The organism is Aureibaculum sp. 2308TA14-22, from assembly GCF_040538665.1.
Lineage (GTDB): Bacteria > Bacteroidota > Bacteroidia > Flavobacteriales > Flavobacteriaceae > Aureibaculum.
Genome location: NZ_JBEWXT010000001.1, coordinates 134,534 through 156,644 on the forward strand (window position 1 = coordinate 134,534; position 22,111 = coordinate 156,644).

The following is a 22,111-nucleotide window of genomic DNA, read 5'->3' on the forward strand; positions in this document are numbered from 1 at the left end:
ATGACTTCAAATGCAAAAATAACGTTAAGGAGAAAACCAAACAAACAGGGTAAATACCCTTTGGCTATTAGAATTACTAAGAATAGAAAATCTAATTACATGTATCTTGGTCATTATATTAGTTTAAAATATTGGGATGAAAAAAATAAAATAGTCAGGAAATCGCATCCAAACTCAATTAGGTTAAATAATCTTTTACTTTCTAAACTTGTTGAAATTAATAAAAGTTTGCTTCAACTTCAAACCGAAAGCAACGATATTTCTGCAAGCCAAATAAAAAAGAAACTAACTTTTTCTAAAAAAAATTCAAGTTTTTTTGGAGTTGCTGAAGATTATTTGAATGAATTGGAAAATGATAAGAAATTATCCAGGTTATCCTCTGATAAATCTCGAATAAAACATGTCTTAAGTTATAATCAATCTAAACATCTTAGTTTTCAAGAAATTAATGAAACTTTTTTGAGACAATTTTCATCTTATTTAAGAAATAAATCTTTATCAGAGAGATCTGTTGTGAACAATTTGGTCGTTATAAGAACCCTTTTTAATAGAGCAATAAAAATGCAAATAGTAGATAGGAGGCTATATCCATTTGGAGCTGATAAGATTCGTATTAAATTTCCAGAAACTGAGAAAATTGGATTAACCAAAGAAGAAATTATGAAATTGGAATTGGTAATTGATTTATCGAAGAATGAAATATATGCAAGAAATGTATGGCTTTTTAGTTTTTATTTTGCTGGAATACGAGTCGCAGATGTCATAAAAATTAGATGGAGTGATATTTATGATGGAAGATTTCATTATAGAATGAATAAAAACTCAAAACTACTTTCACTTAAAATTTCAGACAAAGTGGAACCTATTTTGGAGTATTATTTTGAAGATAAGAAAAGCGAAGATGATTTTATTTTTCCTGAAATGAAAAAGGCAAATTTAAAAGATGCAAAGGATATTTATGCAAAGACAAAAACAGCAACTAAAAAATATAATAAACATCTAATACAGGTGGCCAATAAAGCGGGTATTGATAAAAAAATCACAATGCATATTGCAAGGCATAGTTTCGGAAATATATCAAAGGATAAAATTCCAATTCAAATGTTACAGAAACTATATCGCCATTCTTCACTTACTACGACAATATCATATCAGGCAAATTTTATCCATAATGATACAGACGAAGCGTTAGATAGTGTTATAAATTTCTAATAGAGTGGTTTCTACACAAATTTACGCTAGAGTCGTTGAACGAAAAGTTAGTGTTGACATGCTAAAACTGCAAGAACAATTCAAAGAAAAATCATCAGGGTACAATGCTATTAAAAACAAGAGCAAGTAATTCTTAAAAAATATAATCTCCAAAAAAGTAGTTGCCATTTTCGAACTCGAAGCTGTCTTAAGCTTGTCCAAATTTTGGTCAACAGCTTTTTCTGTTTTGAAAACTTTGATTCCATAAAATTTGTATCGATTTGACATTTTCCATTTTTTGAAAAATTTTATAAAAACCTTCAAAAATATGGCTTGTTTTTTTCTTTTTTCAAGTTTAGCCCTGTTTGTATTGTTTATTCCTGTTTTATAATGTTTATCTTTAGATACCAGTGCTGGTCCATAGCTGGTCCAAATTTTGGTTAAGTATCGGAACAGAGGTTGTCCCGATTTTGGTACAGTGTTGACCATAGCTCGTTCATAGCTTATCCTTATATTGGACATCTTAGTTATAAATATTTTTTGTACTGTTTTAATCAAGATTAATAGGTTAAATATTGTTCTCATTTCTAAATTTTTCAAAATCTTTTTCGGTAGTATTTAGTTTAAAATAGTCTTTCCCCAAGGTTCGTTTTTCAAGTGTAATCTTATTTATAATTTTTCTAACTTCAAACTTAAACCCATTGTGTTCTTTTTTCATTTTGTAATACTGATCCCGATAATAAGTCAATTCTTCATCTTCGGTAATTAAGATTGGATCCATAAATTTCTTCTCGACCAACATAGGTTCTTCTTCCATTACTTTTTCTTCAAAAAGGGAAAGCAACATGGCATTGGTAGGTTTGGTCTGTTCTTTTTCTATGCTTTTGATAATGGCGATGGAAGCTTCGGTCCGTTTTCTATTTTTTACAATTTCCTGTACGATACTTCGCTCAAATCTGTCTGAAGGTAAAAAGCCATGCCACTCAAAAAAATCCATAATAACGGTAAGCGTTTTGGAATGTGATTTTGCTATTTTCTTGGAAAATAATCGAAATCTTTTCGCAACTGAAGCCTTAAAATTTACTGTGCTGTACTTATAATTATATTTGCCTTTTACTATCATTTTACGCCAAACTTTTTTACTGTTTTCTGGTACTCTCAAGTGGTTTGAGCCAAACTTTTTCGCTCTTCCAAATTATGAAAATTAAAAAAATGCCCATTTCATAGGCTTTTGCGTAGCAAAATGAAACTGTAACACCGCCATTGCGTGTTACCCTCTTGCTTCTCCATTTCGTCACGCTAAAGCGTGACAAAATATTCGAACAACTGATTATCATCAGTTGCTTATTTTAAAAATTTAAATTCTACAATTCAATGTTTGACTAGCATCATAATGACTGTATAAATATCATCCAAAAGGTATATTCTCACAATCAAAATCAAAATGTGTATTTACTTTTAAAGGTATTTTATTTACTTAAAAAACAAAAATGTGGAATGTTGTCAAATAGTTCGTTTTGTCATCAAAAAACAGGATTTTGAGAAAATCATAACTTAAAGTCGTCAAGTTTTTGAAATTGGTAGGATGAAATTTACCGAAGATAAAATAAGAAACGTATTAGGATTAATATTGCCCTCTTTTGATTTAAACTGAAATTAATTTTAAGGGGTGTCTGTATGATTTCTTTCGTGCTGAGCACAATGGATTAAGTGGGTTTTGTCAAGACTTTTAGAAAACAAATCAGGAGTGTATGCGACGTAGCAAAATCTTAAGATTTTCAAGGAAGTAGAAACCTTATTTTTTTCTAAAACTTGTATAGTCTTGACAAGTTCCATAATGGCATTAGCAATTCTTTTAAAGCCATTTGTGTCGAGAGCGTACAGACAGTTTAGCGATCAAAGCAAATGGGTTTTATTTAGAATTGGTTATGTCATGCCTGTTTTTTGTTGTCCCGAAAAACAACAAAGGCTTCCTCCATTATAAACCCCTTAAAATGTGTTCTGGAAAGAAAGGTTTTAACTTTCCGATGAAAAGGCGGACTTCCTTCCAAAGTTTATAAGGCTCGATAATTCCATCCTACATAAGAATAACAAAGAAAAATTTATTGAAAATTATGGGCTTTGGAAAGGTGTCCAAGACCTTTAGTTGAGAAGCTCTTTTCCTGAAATGGAGTGCGACGGAATGGAAGGAAATGTGCTGAATGTAACTATAAGGTGTTAATTGATCTATAATTTAATATGAAACACCAATATTTTCAAGACTACTGAACTGAGAAGATACATTATTAGAAGTCAAATTTTCACTACGAGGTGGTAATAAAATTAGGTTGCATTTACCCTAAAAACAATAGGCAACATTATCCTTATTTTGTTGCATTACCTAATATCAATACTTTAATTTTTAACAGGAAATTTTTAAAATTAATTTTTGGATTGAGAACCAATTTGGATATAAGATGAAAACCAAATTAATTCAAATAGGTAAAAACTTTAAACTCATAGTTCAATTTTTTTTATGAAGCTGTTTTTATGAAATGCAATTGAAACAGACGAGAGTGAGGTGATTTTATATTAATTGTGTACTTCGGGACTTTTAAAGTTCCATTTCAATGCCGACAATCCACCACCTATTAAGGCCATAATTACAAAGAAATAAAACAGGTTATTCCAACCAAAAGCTTCATTGATTGCTACTACTATAAAGCCTGAAAACATTTGACCTATTGACCCGGTTCCATTAATAATTCCTGCTGCCATTCCTGCTCCTTTTTTACCACCAACATCCATAGCACCAGCTGTGCAAATAAGTGAATCTGGGCCATAGGTTGCAATGCCAATTAAGGCAATGCTTAAAACTACGCCGGTTTTACCAAAAGTAACCATATATGGATGTATTAAGCAAACTATCGCTAAACCAACCATCATAATTGTAACAGTACTAAATCGTTTTGATTTAAAAAATTTATCGGAAGAATAACCCGCAAGGATAACGCCAAAAAAACCAATTAATTCATAAACCGAGGAAATGTAACCTGCTTCATTTACATCATAATTTAATGATTTTTCAAGATAAATAGGGAGCCAAAATAAAAAAGCATAACGTGTCATTTTAAGAATCATATAACAGCTAGAATAAATCCAAAGTGCTTTATTTTTTAAAAGAATTTTTAAGATTTTTAGGTTTTCGGATTTTTTGGTTACTTGAGATTGGAACTGATATTTATCTTCAACTATTATAGGAATATTAATATCTCTAGGATTATTCCTGGTGAATAATAAATAAAAAAACGCCACTATAAGAAGTATTATTGAAGGGAAAAAGAAACCTCTTTTCCATCCCATTTCAGACATAAAATCCATATCAAAAGCAACATAAGTTGCAAAAATAGTAGCTAAAAATCCGCCAGTAACATAGCATGTGGACCACCAAGACATTACAATACCGCGTTCGTTACTTCTATACCACGGGGTCATATTTTTAACTAAGCCACTCCAACCAGTTGATTGTCCATAACCGTTAATAGCAATTAGGAAAATTAGAATCCCAATAGAAAATGACATTCCTAAAAAAAAATTAGAAACAGCAGCCAGGAATAAACCTATACTAACAATTTTTCTAGGACCAAAAGTATCTGAAAAGTAACCATTTAAAAATTGGCCAATTGTATACACTAAACTATAAATAAATATAATTGTAGCATAATCTGAATTGTTTAAACCTAAATCGGTTTCCATAGAACTCCAAGTGACCGATAAATTTTTACGGCCAAAATAAAAACCAGCGTAAGCAATCCATGTAAGAACAAAAATCCGCTTTCTCCAGTAATTCTGTTCTTTTGAAAATCCTGTCATCGTTTCTTAATCAAATACATTTTGAGTAGGGTGGCATTTGTAGAATATTTAGTATTCCAGCCTAACGGGAATACACCATCATAAAATAAAAGGTCACCCTCATTTAAGGTTATAATTTCTTTATCAAGTATATAGTCCAATTTTCCTTGTAAAACATAGGCAAGTTCGTAAGTATCACCGGCAATAGGCTTTCTGTAAATCCCTTCTTTTACTTTAATAATATAAGTTCTTAAGTTACTTGCGGGGACGTTATTGGAAAATAGAAAGGTATATTCCAAACCTTCCGAATCATCTCGTTCTTCTATTTCTCCTTCACCTTTTCTAATAAGAATATATTTTCCTCCTTTTGAAGTAGATAAATTTAACTCTGTTAAATTTATTTCTAGAGACTGCATTATTTTTAAAAGTACAGGCAGAGAAGGAGTCGTTCTATAATTTTCAATTTTTGAAATAAGCCCGATGCTAACGTCACTCATCTTAGCAACTTGCTTGAGATTCAGGCCTTTACTCAATCTGATTCTTTTTAATTCTTTTCCTAAGTTTACGAGTACATCTTCCAAAATTTATCAATTTAATTTTACAAATATTTTATTTGACCAAGATACGCTTTTAAAACGTTTAGGAAAGCTTGCATATCTTCATAATCTATTTGTCCGATGTTAGAAATTCTAAATGTATCGTAATTATTTACTTTTCCAGGATAAATTGTAAATCCTCTTTCAAAGAAATAATCGTGCATTTCGTTAAAATCATAAGCATCTGTTTTTGGTTCTAGGATAGAGGTGATAATCTTTGAATGATATTCTTTATCAATTAAATACTCTAAACCTAATTCATCTAAACCGTTTAAAAGTGTCTCCCAAGATTTGCTATATCTTGCATAACGAGCTTCTATAGTCTCTTCTTTAGTTTCTATAATGGCTTGTTTTAATGCATAAAATGTTTGTACCGGCGGCGTAAAACGTGTTTGATGTGTCTTTTCAAAATTAGCGTATTGTGCAAATAGATTTAGGTATAAACTACGCATTGGAATAGTAGCGGTAGCCTCTAAGGCTGCTTTGTTACAAATAGCAAAACCAATACCGGCCATTCCTTGAATGTTTTTATTAGAACTGGCCGCTAAATAATCTATATTCATAGATTTCATATCTACAGGAATAGCGGCAAATCCGCTCATGGAATCTACAATAAAACTAATATTGTGTTTTTTACAAAGTTTACCAACCGATGTTATATCATTGAGTAAACCGGTTGTAGTTTCATGATGAATCATGGCTAAATGTGTTAAGCCATCAGTTTTTTGAATTAAAGTTTCCAAAGATTTTAAATCTATTGGTTCTATGGAGGAAGATTCATAAACTACGGTTGGAATCTTATAAACACTTGTAATTTGACACATACGTTTTCCGTAAGCCCCATTGTCTATAATTAAAACTTTGCCGCTATCGGAAATTACAGAATTTAGAATGGCTTCTACCGTTGCGGTTCCAGAACCACCAAATAATACGGTGGCATATTCTTTGGGGTCACCAACAAACTTTGTAATTTCTGTTGCACAAAATTCCATTAAGTCGCCAAATTCTTTCTCTCTTGGGCAAATATCCGGTACTGCTTGTGCCAATTTTACAGAATCTGTAGTGGTTGCCGGACCAGGATTTAGTAATACGTTTCTTGTTATTTTCATTTATTTTGAAGAATTAGAAATAATAATTTTATAATTTAAGCAATATCCCAAGGTAAAGAATATGTTTTTATATAGGTATATCCTTTCATAGCTTCAATAACACCTTCTTTGTATCCTAAGCCAGAATCTTTAACACCACCAAAAGGTGTCCACTCTAGTCTATAACTAGGGGCTTCGTTAACGTTTACCGTACCGGTATCTAATTCTGTAATAACACGCTGAATGGATGGCCAATGATTACTGACTACGCCACCAGATAATCCATATGGTGTATCATTCGCAATATCTATAGCCTCGTCTAGCGTTTCAAATCTGATAATCGGAGCTACCGGTCCAAAAGTTTCTTTGGCGACAACTTCATGCTCGTTTTTAATATGATCTAAAACGGTTGGAGCAAATAATGCGCCTTCGCGTTTATTTCCGGCAAGACAAACTGCACCATTTTCTATTGCATTTTGCACTCGGCGTTCCATTTCTGTGGCAGCTTCTTCTGTAATTACAGTACCCATATCTGTATTTTCATCGTATGGATCTCCATATTTTATGGCTTTTACCTTATTTGCAAGCTTTGTGGCATATTCGTCGGCAATACTATTGTGTACCAATATTCTGCGGATAGCGGTACAGCGTTGAGCCGAGTTTTTAAAGGTTCCTGCCATTGTAACATCAACGGCTTCATCAATATCTGCATCATCCAAAACCAACAATGCAGAGCTTCCGCCAAGTTCTAATACCAGTTTTTTGTAACCTGATTTTGATGCAATGATTTTACCTATTTCACTACCTCCTGTAAAAGAGACCATTGTGATATCTGGGTGCACTGTCATCATTTCTGAAGTTGCTTGAATGTCTTTACCATTAATACAATTCAACATATTTGGAGGCAAACCACAATCAAGTGCCAATTGTGCAAAATAATAAGCCGATAAAGGTGTTCTTTCAGAGGGTTTTAATACGACGGTATTGTTAGTTGCAATAGCAGGTGCTATTTTATGCACTACTTGATTCATGGGGTGGTTGAAAGGGGTAATAGCACTAATTAACCCTAATGGAACACGTGTAGTATAAATACGTCTTGGTTTTCCGTTTTTAGAAACATCACAAGGAAATACTTGAGAATCATCATCTAGGGTTTTCATTGCAGAAAAGCGTAATACATCAGAAACCCGACTTGCCTCATACCGTGTATCTTTTAAACATAAACCAGTTTCATCGGTAATCATCTGGCTTACTTCGTCTACACGTTTTTCTAATTCGTCTGCTATTTTATTTAAAATATCGTAACGCTCGTAACGCGTAAGTGTAATTTTTGTGTTTTTAGTGTCTTTTAATACCTGATCCAAGGTATTCGTATCGATAGAAGCGACTCTACCCACCAATTTTTTGGTGTAAGGATTGAATACTTCGATCCATTCGCCTGTTTTTACTTGTTTTCCATTTATAATACCCCCGAATTCGATAATACTTGAACCCTCAACTTCTTTTTCCTTTTTTATACTTTTAATATCTTCCATACTTTTTTGTTTTATTGAGTTTAATTATTAGAATCCATTACTTAAAAAATGAAACAAGTCAAAATTTCTAGATGCTCCAGTTGCTAATTTTTCAGCATACTCTTCATTTAGTTTTTTATTGAAAATCATTGGAACTACTTGGCAATGTTCACCTCCGTGAGAGCGTAAACCTTCTTTTACCTTATCAAGATCATGCCAATCAGGAGTTCTACCAATGGTTGTGGCAGCGTCAGAAAGAATTACTAAATCACCTATCCTATCGGAAGGTAATTCATAAGCTACGACCGCTTCGGCATTTGTTAACACTTTTTCAATACCATCTAAACTCAATAAATAGGTTTTAGCGGCTTCTAGTTGAGATTTATCATCTAAATACAACGTTCCGTAGCCGCCTAGAGCACCATGATGCACTACATAAGGATCGGTAATAGGCAAAATAACACGTGTATTGATGCCCTGCTCGTTTAATAGTTTTTCTATAAATTGAACTTTAGGAGTGCCATCTGCGTTGGTTTTAGCTTGCATGCCATGGTCGGCAGTAATACCAACAATAGCACCTAGTTTGTCCAATTCGCCAAACCAGTAATCTATTTTAGATAAGAAATCATTTGCTTCGGGGTCTCCGGGAGCATATTTATGTTGTACAAAATCCGTTGTTGTTAAGTACATGATATCAAAATGCTGACGCTGTAATAATTTTGCACCCGCTTCGATACAATACACAGAAATATAAGGATCGTAAATACCTGGTCTATCTTTACCCATTAAATCTGATTCTACATTTTCAATACCATTTCCTTCTAAAGTAGCTTCATTTGCAAATTCAGCCGAAAAACAAATACCGTCTAAGTTATGGGAAAGCATTCTTCTTAACTTTTCTTTTGCGGTAACTACGGCAACTTTGCTTCCGTTTTTACTTTTTTCAGATAAAATAGTAGGAACTTTTAGATATTTTGGGTCACTCATCATTACTTCCTTTTGAAGTTCTGTATCCCAATAGAAGTTTCCGCAGATACCATTTACATTTGGTGGAACACCAGTGGTAATAGCCATATTATTTGGGTTGGTAAATGATGGAATAACGGTTTTTACCATCCCAAAGGAACCTTCTTTTATAAAACGTTGCAAATTAGGCATTACATCCTTAGCTGCTTCGTAATAAGGGTAAGAGGTACCATCCATGCATATCCCAATTATTGTTTTATTCTGATTAGGATAATTTCTGTTGTTGATTTTCATACTAATTCTAATTATTTATCTGATTAAAGTTTTCACAAATGTAAAATAATTTTACTTATAATATAATTTTTTTATGATTTGATACTATTTTTTTTAGATGATGGTAATTTCAAACAATTAATTTAAGAGTAAAAATAAAATCACATAGAGGTTGCAATTACAAATTTTTAAAACGAATTCTAACCCAATAATAGATTGTCTTAAAATAAACAAAACCCCATTATTAAATGGGATAGGGACAATTTATTTAGACAATATACCAATTCTAGCTACAAAAAACGCTTAGATGACAAGTACCTATTTAATTAAATTTATAACATATATTCTTTTAAATACCACTTCAGGAATTTTCTTTTTTGATATGAAAATTTTAATTATTAATTAAGGCATTAATTCTATTTTTTTTAATCAGATATTTAATAAATGGTAAAATAAATTGACAAATAATAAAATTATTCAATTTTTTTTTTACATTTGCTATAATTATTTTACTAATAGTTAAACATGTGAGCTAGATTTTAAATAAATATTAAAGAATAATATTTGATATTTATTTAAAAAGTAAAACACTATAACTGACAAAAAATAAAACTTTAGTAAACATTTTAGTAGTAAGTAAATTATGAACCTAACTCAAAAACTTCATGAAATGATAGACTAAAAAAAAATCAAACACTTTTTTTTGGAAAAGCAAGATCCAAACTATTTTTTGGTTAAGTGATGAAACTAACTTTTAACAAACTTAATATACAATTGTGAGTATGAAAAAATTTAAAAAATTTAAGTATCGACTTAATGCTACCTCAGCAATTAAGGTAAAGTTAACATCGTTTGTGCTTTTGGGATTTTTAATCCTTACGCAAACGAATATATACGCCCTAAATAATTTACTCTATTTAGATTTTGAAAAATCAACAGTCCAACAACAAGAAATTAAGGGAACTGTTAAGGATGCTCAAGGTAATTCATTACCTGGAGTAAGTATCATAATTAAGGGTACTAATAAAGGTACACAAACAGATTTTGATGGTAACTACGCTATTAGTGCAAGTAATGGAGATGAACTAGTATTTTCTTTTGTGGGCATGACAACAGTAACAATTGCTGTTGGAGATCAAAATACAATTGATGTCACACTACAAGAAGATGCGAACCAACTTGAAGAAGTTGTAGTGACAGCCTTAGGTATTAAAAAAGAGAAGAAACGTATTGGTTTTGCGGTTCAAGAAGTTAAAGGAGAGGCTCTTCAAAAAGCCGTTACTCCTAATATTGTTGAATCTTTAACAGGTAAAGTTGCAGGTCTTATTGTTACCAATAATTCAAGTGATTTCTTTTCGGACCCTCAATTCTATTTGAGAGGTAGTAGACCATTAATGGTTGTTGATGGAGTACCACAAACCAATTCTGATATTTGGAATTTATCTTCTGATGATATTGAGAGTATTACGGTCCTAAAATCCGGTGCTGCATCGGCTCTGTATGGTTCACCAGGTCGAAACGGTGCTATACAACTTACCTTAAAATCAGGTAGGAGTCAAGATAAAGGAATAGTAGTTTCTTACAATTCTTCTACTTTATTTCAAAAAGGATTTTTAAGAGTTCCAAGTATTCAAACTGAGTATGGTCCAGGTAATAATGGTATTTATCGTTATGGTGGTGGTTTAGCTGGTGGTGATGGTTTGACCGAAGGTGGTGGAATCAATGATTTTGACTATTCCATTTGGGGTCCTAAATTTGATGGTAGGCTTATTGTTCAATTCGATTCTCCAATTGACCCAAATACAGGCTATCGTATTCCTACGCCTTGGATATCGAGAGGGCCTGACAATTTGAAAAACTTCATGGAAGTTGGGCTTGTAACATCAAATAATATTACTGTTCAGGCAAACTCAGATGTAGGGTCATTTGTAATTTCTAATACGTACAAGTATTCTAAAGCGTCAACTCCAGGTCAGCGTTTAGATATTAATACTACAAGATTAAGAGGTAGTTTAAATTTATCAGAAAAATTTACCATTGATGGGTCGCTTCAATATAACTATCAGTTTTCCGATAATAGGATTAGAGGAAGTTACGGACCTACATCTCCTATTTATAATTTAGCAATTTGGGGTGGAGCTCATTTCGATATTCGCAACTTTAAACAAGTTTGGGAAGAAGGAAAAGAGGGTATACGTCAAAATTTTGTGGAACACTGGCGTTTCAATAACCCATACGCCTTGGCACATGCTTGGAAAAGACCATGGACAAAAAATGATTTAATATCATTTTTAAAGTTTACGTATAAGTTTAATGATAATGTAAGTGCTTATTTCCGTTCTACATTAAATTCATATACATTAACAGCAAATGAAGAAATTCATAAAGATATATATAATTACGATATTTCTGATCGAGGTGGTCGTTTTAGATACTTTAACGAACGTTATTTTGAAAATAACACGGACTTTTTAGTTTCTTATAATAAAGATTTTATCAATGATAATTTAAATGTAAATGCTACTTTAGGGGGTAACCAACGTTATTTCAGAAATCATGAAGAAAGTGCTACTACAACTCAGTTGATAGTGCCTGGCGTTTTTACCTTACAAAATTCTGTAGATCAAGTACAGCCTAGTAGTTATAAAGAACAAAAAGGTGTATATAGTGGTTATGCTACGGTAGATTTAGCTTATAAAGATAAAATATTTTTAGGTGCAACGGGTCGTATTGATAAATCATCAACTTTACCAGAATCTAATGATTCTTTCTTTTACCCTTCGGTTTATGGTAGTGTTATTGTAAGTGAATTGTTTAATTTACCCGATTTTATTGGCTTTTTTAAATTAAGAGCAGCATATGCACAAGTGGGTGGTGATTTGGATATTTATGAAGCAAGAAATTCGTATAGTACTGATAGATGGAGAAATTTACCAACAGCTAGTTTTCCTGGAACTTTAGAAAACCCTTTATTAAAACCTTCCTTTACCAATACTTATGAATATGGTTTTGAGACGAGACTATTTCAGGGTAGATTAGGTATTGATTTTTCTTATTATAGAAATCGATACGGACCACAAATCTTTACTCAAGATTTTTCAGCCGCATCTGGTTATAGCGGAATTTTACAAAATGGTAGAGAGACTGAAAGAAGAGGTGTGGATTTTTCTATAACAGCCTCACCTGTTAAATCTGATAATTTTAACTGGACTACTGTTCTTAATTTTGACACCTATTCAGATTTTCTTATTTCTTTGCCAGCTCTTGAAGATGGTACCGTACCAGACAGAGAAGGTCGGACTTTTGTAGGTGAAGAGTTGAATCATTATTGGTATAATGTATGGGACAGATCACCGGACGGACAATTAATTATTGGTTCAAATGGTTTACCCGTGGGAAGACCACCCGTTGATCTTGGTGATACCCAACCAGATTTTACTGCAAGTATTAATAATATGATTCAGTATAAAGACTTATCACTTAGTTTCTTAATAGATGGTCGTTTTGGTGGTGTGACATTCGATAGATATGAACGTGATTTATGGAGATCCGGTTCACACCCAGATGCCGTACATCCTGAAAGAGAACTCTCCAATATCGCTTTTGCGACTGGTGGTGATGCCAGAACCATGCAAATACCTGGTGTTTCAGTTGTTTCAGGCGAAGTAGAATATGATGCTGATGGTAATGTGTTAACAGATACCCGTGTTTTTGAACCCAGTACAGCAATGGTAGCATACCCTCAATGGGCATCTAATTATAAAGGAGATTGGCGAAGTGTTATTATAGATAAAACTTTTGCCAAATTAAGAGAAGTTACGTTAACTTATAATATTCCTAGCAAAACTTTGAAGAAAACATTTTTTAAATCGGCTTCAATATCTTTAATTGGTAGAAATCTGTTGTATTGGACAGAAGCCGATACCTTTGGAGATTTAGATACCTATACTGTATCTACAGGTGATACTAATTTGCAACAACCTTCGCAAAGATCGTATGGATTTAATATTAACTTACAATTTTAAAATAGTTATGATGAAAAATATAATAATAAAATCAGTTCTATTGTTGTTCTTAACAGGATCAATTAGTAGTTGTTTAGATTATGACGATTTAAGGGAAAACCCTAACGACCCTACCACTGTACCGCCTAGTTTAATATTTACTGATTTAACACCAGGAGTTACAACTTCATTTACTGATTCTTATATAAGAATGCAATATCATTTATGGACACCTACCGATGGTACTTCTACGGTAAGTTTCAGAAGTGGTTTTGGAGGAGGTTTTGGTTATGGTACAATCCGAAATATTAATAAAATGATTGAAGAGGCTGAGGCTTCTAATGCACCTATATATAAAATTCTGGCAAAATTTTATACAGCCAGAACCTATGTAGAAATGACCAGACGTATGGGAGATGTACCCCTAACAGAAGCAAACCAAGGTGCTGAAATACCAAGACCAAAGTACGATACTTCAAAATCGGTATATATACAGAGTTTAAATTGGTTGGATGAAGCTAATAAGGAACTTGGCGATTTTATAGATGCAAATCCGGGTTTCTTTCTTGACGGAGATGTCTATTTCAATGGAGATTTAAAGCAATGGCAAAAATTAATCAATTCTTACACGTTGAGAGTTTTGATTTCGCTACATAAAAAAGCGGATGATGCTGATGTAAATGTGAAAGGACGTTTTAATGCTATAGTAAGTGATCCAGATACTTATCCAATCTTAACCAGTTTGACAGATAATGCTCAATTAGAATATAGAAATGAAGATAATTTTAAGCAAACCTACAATCCTGATAATGCGGTTTACAGACCTTCTGTAAATTATGTAAAGACCTACATAGACATGCTTAAAAACTATCAAGATCCAAGGTTGTTTGCTGTAGCAGATCCTACACAGGCTGCTATTGATGCTGATCCAGGAAATGAAGCAGGAGTAAGAGCAAATTTTGATTCATATAATGGTGCAGATGCAACAATTGCCCCTGCTGATAATGTTACTGGAAATTTGAATGGTGAATTTAGCAAACCTAATGAAGAAAAATATTGGAATTTTGTTGGACAACCTGGAGTTTTGCTAAGCTATTGGGAACAGGAATTTACAATAGCCGAAGCTGCTCATAGAGGATGGATATCTAACGATGCCAAAACGCATTATGACAATGCGATAACTGCGTCTATGGAATGGTATGGAGTTGCTGGTAGCGATATTACTGCATACCTGACAAATGCCAACTCAGAATATATCACTGGAGCTGCGGGTTTAACTAGGATTTTAGAACAAAAGTACATTGCTTTTGCTGAAAATTCAGGTACAGAGTCATTTTTTAACTTTAGAAGAACTGGTGTGCCTGACTTGCCATTTTCAGGGTTTAATGTAGGCGATCAGGATCCTGGATACCCTGTTCGTTGGTCATATCCTGGTTCTGAACTCTCGGATAATGAAGAGAACTACAAAGCTGCTCTTATAAGCCAATTTGGAGTAGAATCTGATGATATAGATTTCCTTATTTGGGAACTTAAAGACTAATAAATATTAAAATATTTCAAATGAAACATATATTAAAAAAATATTATATCTCGGCATTTTTATTGTCTTGCCTTACACTAGTTTTAATAGTTAGTTGTGTTGATAATGGAGATGGTTGGGCGGACACTAGATATTTAGAAAATTTTGAACTTTCATGGGATAATCCTAATCCCAAAACTGGGCAACCTTATACCCCTGAAGAATTAGCTGAACTTAAGTATAATCCTAATGAAGAAGAACGTTTTAAAGGTACACAACCCGTTGTACTTAATTTGCTAACTTCTAAGCAAATCAGTAAGGTAACGATTATAGATGGTTCAGATGCATCAACCCTATTAACCGTTACAGAAGCACAACCAGTTGGTGACAAATTTAAAGTTTCGATAACAACTTCTTTAGATGAGTTAAAAGTGGACGAAGGTAAAACGAAAGCTTTAAAGTTTGATATCGAATATGAAGACGGATCAATCGGTAGTACATTATTCAAAGTTGCTTCGGTATTACCACTACCTGCTGCAGCGGGTATTCTGAAGGGACATTGGGAATTTGATGATGCAAGTAATTTTCTGAAGGCTACAATGGGTAATGATTTAACTTTAGGTGGTAATAATGGTGTTGCTCCTACATCGGGTATGTCAGGTAGTGATGGTGCAGCACTAACCTCTTTTGGTGGTTATTTAGACGTTAATCACGGGTTGCCAGCCTCAGGAGGTGCTAACGTCAACGCTTATACTTTAATTTTAGATGTTAGTTTACCGGCATCTTCTTTAGGTACTTATTCTAATTTATTACAAACGTTGACAGACAATAGTTCTGATGGTTCAACTTATATAAGTCCTGGAGGAGGTCTTTGGGGTAATGGTATTGGTAGTTCTGGAGGAGGTTCAGTTGGTGCTGACACTTGGCATAGAATAGTGATTACAGTAGGTGATGGTGATTATCGAGCTTATATAGATGGTGTTAGAATTATTGGAGGCTCTCCGGGTCCTGACGGTATACACTCTTTAGACCTTTCTAAATTCACTTTATTTGCGGATAATGGAAATAATGAAGATGCTCCGATAAAAGTGACCGAAGTTATGTTGTTTGACATTACTTTTGATAACAATTGGGTGACCGAAGATTTACCACCGGTAGGTCAACCATTACAATAAATATTATTTGAGTTAGTTTTAGTATCCAATTTTATGTAAACATAAAATTGGATACTTATTTTAAAATGATGTAACAATTAGGTTGATTTTATTTAGGTACAATATGACTTTTAAATTAAATAAATTTTTACTTTCAATAATTTTAACATTGTCACTCTTATTTATTAATTGTGATAGCTCAACTTCAAGAGCGGACAATCCGCCAAATAAAATTGTAAACAAGGTATTGATTATTGGGATTGACGGATGCAGACCAGATGCTCTAACTACTGCTAATACTCCAACTATAGACGCTTTGATGGCCAATGCTACGTATTCTTTAGATGCTAGATGTTTATATACAACTAGTAGTGGTCCGGGATGGACTTCTATGCTTAGTGGGGTTTGGCAAAACAAGCATGGTGTAGTAGATAATTCATATAGTGGTGCCCAATTTTCTAATTTTCCACATTTTTTTAGACATATTGAAGATGCTAATCCTGAAAACAGAACGGTTTCTATAGTAGAATGGAACCCAATAAATAATTATATGGCTTCGTTAATTTCTGATGTTGTCATCAATGCTGATTCAGATGCTATGGTAAAAAACGAAGTAGTTAATGAGTTAGTTAATAATAATCCAACAGCCTTGTTTGTCCAACTTTCTAATGTAGATTATGCAGGTCATGGAACTGGATTTAGCCCAGAAAACCCAAATTACATAAATGCAATTGAAACCATTGACACTCATATAGGTGGAATGCTAGACGCTTTAAAGACTCGTAAAACGTATAAAAATGAAAATTGGCTGATTTTATTAAGTACAGATCATGGTGGTCTGGGCACTTCACATGGAGGCCCCTCTGATGAAGAACGGAATATTTTTGTGATTGCAAGTGGTAATTCAATTCCTAATAAAGAGATTAAAAAAACAACTTCTGAGGTTACCGTACCTCCTGCTAGTAATTGTTTAAATAGCCAATACGAATTAAAGTTTGACAATACCGTTATAGAAGTTCCACATCATGATGATTTTAATTTTGGAGCAAATCAAGATTTTTCAATAGAATGTAGAATTCGCTCAAAATTGCCACAAGATGTAGGGATTATTGCAAAAAAAGATTGGGTTAGTGGATTAAGACCTGGTTACGTTTTTTCATTTAAACCAAATACAAATAATTTTAAAGTTAATGTTGGTGATGGTGTAAATAGAGTTGATGTGGAAGCTGGAGAAATAACAGATAATGAATGGCATACAGTTAGTGCTACTTTTGATAGAGATGGATTGCTAAAGGTTTATGTTGATGGAGTATTGAAGAATAGTGCCTCTATAGCCACTATTGGTAATATAGATAACAACCTTCCTTTTACAATGGGTGCTGATGGAAATTTAAACTATCATTACAACGGGTATATCTCTCAAGTTAGAATGTTTAACACATTACTAAATGATTCTGAAATAGACAATTGGAAGTGCAAGGTGTTAGATAATTCTCATCCAAAGTATTCAAATTTGTTAGGATATTGGAACTTGACCGATGGTTCTGGCACAACAATTGATGATTCAAGTACCAATAACAATGATGGAACAGTTACTAATGGTGTATGGAAAGATGCAACGGTCAGCACTGTAGAAATAGTAGGCAATTTTGATAATACACCAAGAACTGTTGACGTTGCCGTAACAGCATTAAACCATTTATGCATTCCAATTCAAAGTGCTTGGAATTTAGAAGGAAATTCACTTATTAATACTAATTGCTCTAGCAATTAGCAAGACTATCATTCCACAGGTAATATAATTTTTAAAGACTTAGTAAAACGTAAATCATGAGAAAACAATTTTTTTTATTAGTATTGAGTGTATCTTTTTTAAATGTAGTTGCAGCTCAATCTGATTGTAAGGTAAAATTAGAGGCCATTAGTACTAGCTACAAAGGCGAATGTAAAAAAGGTTTTGCTCATGGTGAGGGAGAAGCTAAAGGAGAACAGGATTCTTATTCTGGAAAATTTAAAAAAGGGTTACCTCATGGTTCTGGAACCTATATTTGGGAAAATGGCAATACCTATAAAGGAAATTTTGTAAAAGGGAAAATGGATGGTAAAGGTGTTTTAACAATTAAAAAATCGGAAGATGAAGATGAGATTCAAAATGGTTATTTTAAAAAAGGAGAGTATATTGGTTTATATGCTGTGCCCTATAAAGAAATATCTAAAAGAGAAGTTAAAAAAGTAACGTTTCAAGAACAAAACTTAAATCTAGGAGGCTATAATCAAGTTAAAATTAGAGTAAATTTTGCTGGAGCTATTGTTAATCCACAATTAATCGTTACAGATGAAAACAACAGTGTGACAGAACTTATAAATGGAGGTGTGATTTTAACAAACGTAAAATTTCCTATGAAAAAAATTACCGTATCTTTTACATCTAATGGTTTTTCAAGTAGAGTAGTTTTTGAGATATATAAGAAAGGTGATTGGGATGTTGTCATTCATATTTAAAAGCATTAGTAGTTCAATTATTACATAAATTGTGTTAAAAACTAATCTATATTTTTTAATCCTCTTTTGTTTTGGGTTATCTGCCCAAAATTCACCAAAAATTTTCCCTGGTGCAGATGAAAAAACTCCAGCAAGATCACAGTACTTTTCTTGGATAAATAATACCAATGAAGGTTCTACAGAGACTCAAACACTAATCAATTTTAACTTCTTTAAATGGTTAAAAGATGAGTATGGCATGCAACTCGATATTTATGCGTTTGATGCCGGTGCAATTGACGGCAAACGGTTTTATGGCAGTATGGATTCCGAGAGGTTTAAAAAACAGTTTCCTAATGGTTTTGAAACCATTCATAAAGAAGCCAAAGATATTGGTTTTACGTTAGGACTTTGGGGAGGTCCTGATGGATTTGGAAATACGCCAGAAGAAGAAAAAGCACGTACCGATATGATGGTAAAACTTGTACGTGATTACGATTTTAACTTGTTTAAATTTGATCGTGTATGCGGGCAATTACGTGCAGATAAAGAAGATGCTTTTGTAAACATGCTGATTGAAGCCCGAAAACACAGACTCGATTTAATCCTGCTCAATCATCGTTTAGCGTTAACCGATAAAGGCTTGCCACACGCCACAACTTTTTTATGGGAAGGTGTAGAAACTTATGTTGATGGTCATATAAAAAACGATAGAACGGCTACCCACCATCGTGTTGGGAATTTATTACGTGGCTATACACCAGATATGAAACGTTTAACCGAAGATCATGGTGTATGTTTATCCTCTTGTTTAGATTATTGGGAAGACGATTTAATTTTACAAGCATTTCATAGAAACCTAATTTTAGCTCCAGAAATTTACGGAAATCCTTGGTTATTGCGAGATGATGAGTTTCCGAGATTAACTAGAATTTTCAACCTTCATAAAGACTATCGCGATATTTTAGTCGAAGGATTCAAGCTTCCAGAAGCACAATATGGCATGCATGCTATTTCTAGAGGTGATGAAAACACACGATTATTAGTGCTTAAAAATTTAGGTTGGGAACCCGTTACTTATCAAATTGATTTAGATAAAAGCATTGGTCTAGAAACTTCAACGAATAAAGTTCAAGTAAAACAATACCATCCGTTTGAGAGTGTTATTGGTAATTTTAATTACAATGAAAAAGCTTCAGTTACGGTGTTTCCTTTTAGATCGTGTTTAATTAAAGTATCAAATTCCAAAAAACAAGATTTAAGTTTAGAAGGTGTAAATTATGAAGTCATCAAAAACATTGAAGGACAACCTGTAGAAATTGATGTTTTAGGGTATCAGGGAACAACATCATCATTCAAATTAAATCATTTTAAAAATTATAAATCAGCTACTATTGACGGTAAAAATGCATCAAAACTATTAAAAGGAAAATCATTGAAAGTGACTTTTAATGGTGAAAAACTAAATAAAACATGGCACAGAAAATTAGCCGATTTAAAACCAGTCGATTTCCCAAAAGATGCAGAGCAATTATACGAAACCACTATTTTCGCTACCGACAATAATGCCTTTGAAGTGCGTTCTTTATTCCGTTCTGGTGAAACTAAAATTCCACAAGTAAAAGCTGCTCGCGACGCCTTTTTTAATCAAGACGTATTTGTAAAACGTGGTGTATGGGATAAAAATTTATTTGATGGCGATTATAATACTTCCTTTTATGTAGGTAATCATCGTGATAAAGTGCTAAAAATTAAAGAAGCTGCTTTTCGATTGGATTTTGGCGAACCCATTTTTATAGACGAGCTAAAAATTACTTCGCCAGATGAGTATTCCTTTATGCCAAAAAAACCTGAAGAAGCTATTTTTGCAGAAGTGTCTTCCGATTTAAAAACTTGGGAAAAAGTCATTTTTATGGGAAACCTTAAAATGACCATAAATTTACCTGTAGATAAAAAAATACGCTATATACGTATAGCTAGTTTTGCCGATAGACTATCAGAAGTCCAAGGGTTTTATAAAGGCGAAAAATTAGATTCTAAAAAATGGAAAGCTTCAAACTTGTTTGGGGATTATAAAGAGATGGAATTCGATAAAGCGTTTTCGGCTTCTTTTACATTAAACGAAGCACATAAAAACAGTTATTTAGCAGTGGCACTTAATGGCTATCACGGAAAAGAAGGGGCTTATGCAGCACTTCGAGTTGATGGAAAAATTATTGGAGCACCGGACAGAAGCATCTCATACCCTGTAAATTCTTGGGAAGCCGCCGTTTGCGATGAATGTATTTTTGATAAAAATTTCACATATTATTTTCCCGTTACCAAAGATATGATTGGTATGGAAATAGAAGTTGTGGTTATTGGAACTAAAGCATGTGATGCCAATTTAAAAAGCGACGTTTGGATTACTAGTTACCCAATTCCTTTTGAAAAGAAACGCTTGGTATTAAAATATTAAAAGAATCGATTTTAATATTTCAGTTTACATTAATTATATTTTACTATTATATAAATAAGAACAGATATGAATTTTAAAAGAATAATAACAGGACTATTTATAATTGTGGTTTCGTTGACTTGTTATAGTCAAAAAAAGAAAGCTATTCTAATTGGAATAGACGGATTACAATACGAGAAAATAGCAAAAATAAACACACCTAATTTAGATAAATTAAATATAAAAAAAGGATACACAGGAGGTGTTCATGGTACAGATTCACAACAAATAACGTCAAGTGGTCCCAGTTGGATGACTATTTTAACCGGTGTATGGACCAACCAACACAAAATTATAGATAATACTAAGGACAAGTTATGCCAGTCTCCAAGTATTTTTAATTTCATTAGAGAGCACAATAAAGATGCCTATACTACAAGTATTAGTACATGGAAAAATATAAACATCTTTTTAAAAGATGACATGTATAAAACAAATTTTTCCTCTCAAGGCGGAAATGATGTCCTGTCAACTGAGTTGGTAATAAATCAAATTAATGATTATAATTCAGATTTCAGTTTTGTTCATTTAGATGATGTTGACCATGCAGGCCATGCCTATGGTTTCGGAGAAAAACATGATAAAACCGTGGCGTTTATAGATGGTTTAGTTGGAGAGATTTTAAAAACAATCAAAGTACGAGAGCATAAATATCATGAAGATTGGTTGATAATGATAGTTACAGATCATGGTAGAGATACTAAAGGTTTTGGTCATGGAGCCCAAGAAATCAACCAGAAGACTATTTTTATTGGTATGAATAAGGAAGGGAATACTATTTTTAAAAATAGTGATAATGATAAAAAAATTAATTCTTTTAAAGATTTGGAAACTTTGATTCCGCAAACAGCGGTTGTGCCAACCATTTTAAAACATCTTAAAGTACCAATAAAAAAAGAATGGAATTTAGATGCTAAACCTTTAATAGATTAAGAACTTGAAAGGTAACCTAATCCTACTCTTTTCATTAGTGATGGTATGGATTTGAAAGATATTT

15 protein-coding genes are annotated in these 22,111 nt (G+C 32.8%); 8 read left to right on the plus strand and 7 right to left on the minus strand.

Annotation, left to right across the window (positions count from 1 at the left end; all coding sequences use genetic code 11):
- A complete protein-coding gene (locus tag U5A88_RS00625) occupies window positions 1-1,212 on the plus strand; it encodes a site-specific integrase (RefSeq protein WP_354203104.1) in 1,212 nt (403 codons plus the stop codon).
- A gap of 21 nt (window positions 1,213-1,233) precedes the next feature.
- On the opposite strand, the gene U5A88_RS00630 is transcribed toward U5A88_RS00625, so the two are convergent.
- The 7 genes from U5A88_RS00630 to phnA form a co-directional block, all read right to left on the minus strand.
- Window positions 1,234-1,791, minus strand: coding sequence for a hypothetical protein (locus U5A88_RS00630; RefSeq protein WP_354203105.1), 558 nt, complete (start codon window positions 1,789-1,791; stop codon window positions 1,234-1,236).
- Window positions 1,760-2,353, minus strand: a complete 594-nt coding sequence (locus U5A88_RS00635; protein ID WP_354203106.1) for a BfmA/BtgA family mobilization protein — start codon at window positions 2,351-2,353, stop codon at window positions 1,760-1,762. Before U5A88_RS00635 ends, U5A88_RS00630 begins: the two co-directional genes overlap by 32 nt.
- A gap of 1,409 nt (window positions 2,354-3,762) precedes the next feature.
- Window positions 3,763-5,043 carry an MFS transporter gene (locus tag U5A88_RS00640; RefSeq protein ID WP_354203107.1) on the minus strand — a complete coding sequence of 427 codons (1,281 nt, stop codon included), beginning with the start codon at window positions 5,041-5,043 and terminating at the stop codon, window positions 3,763-3,765.
- Complete coding sequence (locus U5A88_RS00645; protein WP_354203108.1) at window positions 5,040-5,603, minus strand: XRE family transcriptional regulator; 564 nt, start codon at window positions 5,601-5,603, stop codon at window positions 5,040-5,042. Before U5A88_RS00645 ends, U5A88_RS00640 begins: the two co-directional genes overlap by 4 nt.
- Window positions 5,604-5,620: 17 nt before the next feature.
- The gene (locus U5A88_RS00650) at window positions 5,621-6,727 is read right to left on the minus strand and encodes a 2-aminoethylphosphonate aminotransferase (RefSeq protein ID WP_354203109.1); all 1,107 of its coding nucleotides are present in this window, start codon (window positions 6,725-6,727) and stop codon (window positions 5,621-5,623) included.
- Between the two features lie 35 nt (window positions 6,728-6,762).
- On the minus strand, window positions 6,763-8,241 hold the full coding sequence (locus tag U5A88_RS00655) for an aldehyde dehydrogenase family protein (RefSeq protein ID WP_354203110.1): 1,479 nt from the start codon (window positions 8,239-8,241) through the stop codon (window positions 6,763-6,765).
- 27 nt (window positions 8,242-8,268) lie between these two features.
- A complete protein-coding gene (phnA, locus tag U5A88_RS00660; RefSeq protein ID WP_354203111.1) occupies window positions 8,269-9,480 on the minus strand; it encodes a phosphonoacetate hydrolase in 1,212 nt (403 codons plus the stop codon).
- Window positions 9,481-10,241: 761 nt separating this feature from the next.
- Here phnA and U5A88_RS00665 point away from each other — a divergent pair.
- The 7 genes from U5A88_RS00665 (at window position 10,242) to U5A88_RS00695 (ending at window position 22,047) form a co-directional block, all read left to right on the plus strand.
- On the plus strand, window positions 10,242-13,484 hold the full coding sequence (locus U5A88_RS00665; RefSeq protein ID WP_354203112.1) for a SusC/RagA family TonB-linked outer membrane protein: 3,243 nt from the start codon (window positions 10,242-10,244) through the stop codon (window positions 13,482-13,484).
- A gap of 10 nt (window positions 13,485-13,494) precedes the next feature.
- Entirely contained in the window at window positions 13,495-15,003 is a 1,509-nt protein-coding gene (locus U5A88_RS00670; protein ID WP_354203113.1) for a SusD/RagB family nutrient-binding outer membrane lipoprotein, read from the plus strand.
- A 20-nt stretch (window positions 15,004-15,023) separates the two neighbouring features.
- Window positions 15,024-16,157 (plus strand): hypothetical protein, encoded by a 1,134-nt coding sequence (locus U5A88_RS00675; RefSeq protein WP_354203114.1) that lies wholly within the window; start codon window positions 15,024-15,026, stop codon window positions 16,155-16,157.
- A 148-nt stretch (window positions 16,158-16,305) separates the two neighbouring features.
- The gene (locus U5A88_RS00680) at window positions 16,306-17,910 is read left to right on the plus strand and encodes an alkaline phosphatase family protein (protein ID WP_354203115.1); all 1,605 of its coding nucleotides are present in this window, start codon (window positions 16,306-16,308) and stop codon (window positions 17,908-17,910) included.
- 56 nt (window positions 17,911-17,966) lie between these two features.
- Complete coding sequence (locus tag U5A88_RS00685) at window positions 17,967-18,638, plus strand: MORN repeat-containing protein (protein ID WP_354203116.1); 672 nt, start codon at window positions 17,967-17,969, stop codon at window positions 18,636-18,638.
- A 31-nt stretch (window positions 18,639-18,669) separates the two neighbouring features.
- Window positions 18,670-21,075: a hypothetical protein gene (locus U5A88_RS00690; RefSeq protein WP_354203117.1), complete on the plus strand. Its 2,406-nt coding sequence runs from the start codon at window positions 18,670-18,672 to the stop codon at window positions 21,073-21,075.
- A gap of 66 nt (window positions 21,076-21,141) precedes the next feature.
- Window positions 21,142-22,047 (plus strand): alkaline phosphatase family protein, encoded by a 906-nt coding sequence (locus U5A88_RS00695; protein WP_354203118.1) that lies wholly within the window; start codon window positions 21,142-21,144, stop codon window positions 22,045-22,047.
- Window positions 22,048-22,111 lie beyond the last annotated feature (64 nt).

Coding starts and splice junctions, on each gene's coding strand:
- U5A88_RS00625 (WP_354203104.1), top strand. CDS start 1: ATGACTTCAAATGCAAAAATAACGTTAAGGAGAAAACCAAACAAACAG.
- U5A88_RS00640 (WP_354203107.1), bottom strand. CDS start 5,043: ATGACAGGATTTTCAAAAGAACAGAATTACTGGAGAAAGCGGATTTTT.
- U5A88_RS00650 (WP_354203109.1), bottom strand. CDS start 6,727: ATGAAAATAACAAGAAACGTATTACTAAATCCTGGTCCGGCAACCACT.
- U5A88_RS00655 (WP_354203110.1), bottom strand. CDS start 8,241: ATGGAAGATATTAAAAGTATAAAAAAGGAAAAAGAAGTTGAGGGTTCA.
- phnA (WP_354203111.1), bottom strand. CDS start 9,480: ATGAAAATCAACAACAGAAATTATCCTAATCAGAATAAAACAATAATT.
- U5A88_RS00665 (WP_354203112.1), top strand. CDS start 10,242: ATGAAAAAATTTAAAAAATTTAAGTATCGACTTAATGCTACCTCAGCA.
- U5A88_RS00670 (WP_354203113.1), top strand. CDS start 13,495: ATGAAAAATATAATAATAAAATCAGTTCTATTGTTGTTCTTAACAGGA.
- U5A88_RS00675 (WP_354203114.1), top strand. CDS start 15,024: ATGAAACATATATTAAAAAAATATTATATCTCGGCATTTTTATTGTCT.
- U5A88_RS00685 (WP_354203116.1), top strand. CDS start 17,967: ATGAGAAAACAATTTTTTTTATTAGTATTGAGTGTATCTTTTTTAAAT.
- U5A88_RS00695 (WP_354203118.1), top strand. CDS start 21,142: ATGAATTTTAAAAGAATAATAACAGGACTATTTATAATTGTGGTTTCG.